This is a genomic window from Williamwhitmania sp., assembly GCA_035529935.1.
Lineage (GTDB): Bacteria > Bacteroidota > Bacteroidia > Bacteroidales > Williamwhitmaniaceae > Williamwhitmania.
Map to the genome: position 1 here is coordinate 1 of DATKVT010000027.1, position 3,198 is coordinate 3,198.

3 protein-coding genes are annotated in these 3,198 nt (G+C 44.4%); 2 read left to right on the forward strand and 1 reads right to left on the reverse strand.

Annotated features, from left to right (window positions below; genetic code table 11):
- Nucleotides 1–1,159, reverse strand: a 1,159-nt coding sequence (gene dnaK / locus VMW01_01630) for a molecular chaperone DnaK (GenBank protein ID HUW04935.1), incomplete at its 3' end; no start/stop codon positions are given.
- Nucleotides 1,160–1,428: 269 nt separating this feature from the next.
- On the opposite strand from dnaK, the gene panB reads away from it, so the two are divergent.
- Both panB and VMW01_01640 read left to right on the forward strand, forming a co-directional pair.
- On the forward strand, nt 1,429–2,244 hold the full coding sequence (gene panB / locus VMW01_01635; protein ID HUW04936.1) for a 3-methyl-2-oxobutanoate hydroxymethyltransferase: 816 nt from the start codon (nt 1,429–1,431) through the stop codon (nt 2,242–2,244).
- Nucleotides 2,245–2,940 carry an RNA pseudouridine synthase gene (locus VMW01_01640; GenBank protein HUW04937.1) on the forward strand — a complete coding sequence of 232 codons (696 nt, stop codon included), beginning with the start codon at nt 2,245–2,247 and terminating at the stop codon, nt 2,938–2,940.
- Nucleotides 2,941–3,198 lie beyond the last annotated feature (258 nt).

Below are 3,198 nucleotides of genomic sequence, written 5' to 3' on the forward strand. Positions count from 1 at the left end.
CTAGTAGGAGAACATCCTTTACCTCACCGGTAAGAACGCCGCCTTGGATGGCAGCACCAACAGCAACCACCTCGTCAGGGTTTACACCCTTAGATGGAGTTTTGCCAAAGAATTGCTCCACAATCTGCTGAATGGCAGGAATACGCGTCGAACCACCCACTAGAATAACTTCGTTGATATCGGATGTAGATAGTCCTGCATCGGAAAGTGCTTTCTTACATGGCTCAATGGTTGCGTGGATGAGCTTATCGGCTAACTGTTCAAATTGAGCACGAGTAAGCGTTTTAACCAAGTGTTTTGGTATTCCGTCAACCGGCATGATGTAGGGCAAGTTGATTTCAGTGGAGGAGGAGCTGGAAAGTTCAATTTTTGCCTTCTCAGCAGCTTCTTTCAAGCGCTGTAATGCCATCGGATCCTTCCTTAAATCCAACCCTTCTTCTTTCAGGAAACTTTCGGCAAGCCAATCAATAATTACGTGGTCGAAGTCGTCACCGCCAAGGTGTGTATCGCCATTTGTAGATCTAACCTCAAAAACGCCCTCTCCAAGTTCAAGAATGGAGATATCGAAGGTTCCACCACCAAGGTCGAACACAGCAATCTTCATATCGGTAGCCTTCTTGTCGAGTCCATAAGCAAGTGCAGCGGCAGTTGGTTCGTTGATAATACGACGAACCTTAAGCCCGGAAATTTCACCAGCCTCCTTTGTTGCCTGACGTTGAGAATCGCTGAAGTAGGCTGGCACCGTGATTACAGCTTCTGTAACTTCCTGTCCAAGATAGTCTTCTGCCGTTTTCTTCATCTTTTGAAGAATCATTGCAGAAATTTCCTGAGGAGAGTATTTTCTGTCGTCAATCTGAACGCGAGGGGTGTTATTTTCACCCTTAACTACCACGTAGGAAACACGATTGATCTCCTTTTGAACTTTGTCGAAAGTTTCTCCCATAAATCTTTTTATGGAGAAGATTGTTTTCTTCGGGTTCGTTATGGCTTGGCGTTTCGCAGGATCGCCTATTTTTCGTTCACCATTTTCAACAAATGCAACCATCGAAGGGGTGGTGCGCTTTCCCTCACTGTTTGGAATAACCACTGGCTCGTTACCCTCCATTACAGCAACGCAGGAGTTGGTTGTCCCGAGGTCTATACCAATAATTTTACCCATTTTCTTTACTATTTTATGTTTATAACTTTTGTCGTTATCCATCATTTTACAATCATTGTGCCATTGGGCTAATATGACAAGAATAATTTGCTGATGTCAGAGAATGAGCCATAAAGTGATCGGTCCATGGCTGCATATGGTGACAATACGTCAGTTTTTTGTTAGTCAAACAGAGCTATGATGTGTGTTTTGGCATTATTCTTATTCTTTGTAGCTTTGTCATTGCAATTCTCCTGCAGTAAAGCAGGTGAACTTATTATATGTAGCGTATGTCATTAGAAGGAAAAGTTCGTGTTGTAACCACACATGTTCTTCAAGAGATGAAGTTGCGTGGTGAAAGAATCGCCATGCTTACTGCATACGATTATTCCATGGCCCGTATTCTCGACGAGTCAGGTATTGACGTGGTGCTGGTTGGCGATTCCGCTTCCAACGTTATGGCTGGGCATATATCCACCCTGCCAATAACCCTCGATCAGATGATTTACCATGCATCAGGCGTGGTTAGAGCCGTGAAGCGAGCTCTGGTTGTGGTTGATTTACCCTTTGGAACATATCAGGGAAACTCTAAGGAGGCCTTGGCCTCAAGCATCAGAATTATGAAAGAGAGTGCGGCTGATGCTGTTAAGCTAGAGGGCGGCAGTGAGGTTATTGAGTCGGTTACTCGAATTCTATCGGCTGGAATACCAATAATGGGCCACCTTGGCTTAACTCCACAGTCGATCCACAAGTTTGGAACCTATGCTGTGCGAGCAAAGGAGGATGCCGAAGCGGAGAAGCTGCTAAGCGATGCACACCTTCTTGAGGAGGCAGGGTGCTTTGCCCTTGTGCTTGAGAAAATTCCCGCGACTCTTGCAGAGAGGGTGGCACAGGAACTTAAAATTCCCGTTATTGGTATTGGGGCAGGTGGTAATGTGGATGGACAGGTGCTAGTAACACACGATATGCTTGGTATTACACAAGAATTTTCACCACGTTTCTTACGCCGATACCACAACCTTTTTGCAGAAATGCAAGGAGCGTTCCGAAACTACATCCAAGATGTGAAGAGTAATGATTTCCCTAACGAAAAGGAGCAATACTAGATGGCCTTTTCTGCAGAAGATATCTTATGGGAAGATAACCATATTATTGCGGTCAACAAAAAGGCAGGACAGCTTGTACAAGCTGACCCGTCTGGGGATTTAGCTCTGGAAGATGAGCTGAAAGACTTTATAAAGAATCGGGATAATAAGCCTGGAAATGTTTTTCTGGGAGTAACCCACCGCATTGATAGACCAGTTAGTGGCGTTGTTCTGTTTGCCAAAACTAGCAAAGCCCTCACTCGCATCAATGCACTGTTTAAAGAGGGTACAATTAAGAAGACCTACTGGGCTGTAGTAAAAAATAGACCACCAGCCGCTACGGAACTCTTAGTGCATTATTTAGTACGCGATACTAAAAAGAATAAAACGGTTGCGCACCAATATCCCCGCAACGATGCAAAGGAAGCTCGTTTAACCTACAGAGTTATTGGGCAGTCGGTCAACTACGTTTTTTTAGAAATAGACCTTCTAACTGGCCGACACCATCAAATTCGAAGTCAACTATCAAAAATTGGATGCCCAATTAAGGGTGACTTGAAGTATGGATTTCCACGCTCCAACCCTGATGGAGGCATCTGCCTTCACTCTCGCCAGCTGGAGTTTGAGCATCCAGTAAAGAAAGAACTCGTGACCATCAATGCACCCGTGCCGTTCGACACTCTTTGGGGTGAGTTTGTCAAAGCGATCAAACCATAACTCAAAAATGAGGTATTTGAAGTAAGTCATCCTGCTCTTTACTTCACAATTTGAGTAAATTTAAGAGTTTACCAATGGTTACGATTGCAATCTCTTGAGTTAGTGCTATGGAAAAGCTACTGCTTGTTTTTGAGTCAGATGTTGAGAGCTTAAAGCAGCTCAAAACACTACTAAGCGCTAATTTCAAGCAGTATGAAATCAATCTTTGCAGCCGAGGTGAGGATGCTTTGCTCTCGGCCATAGAGAATCAGCCGTTGG

What these genes read in the sequence shown, in the direction of transcription:
- panB (HUW04936.1), top strand. Translation starts at nt 1,429, where the DNA reads ATGTCATTAGAAGGAAAAGTTCGTGTTGTAACCACACATGTTCTTCAA.
- VMW01_01640 (HUW04937.1), top strand. Translation starts at nt 2,245, where the DNA reads ATGGCCTTTTCTGCAGAAGATATCTTATGGGAAGATAACCATATTATT.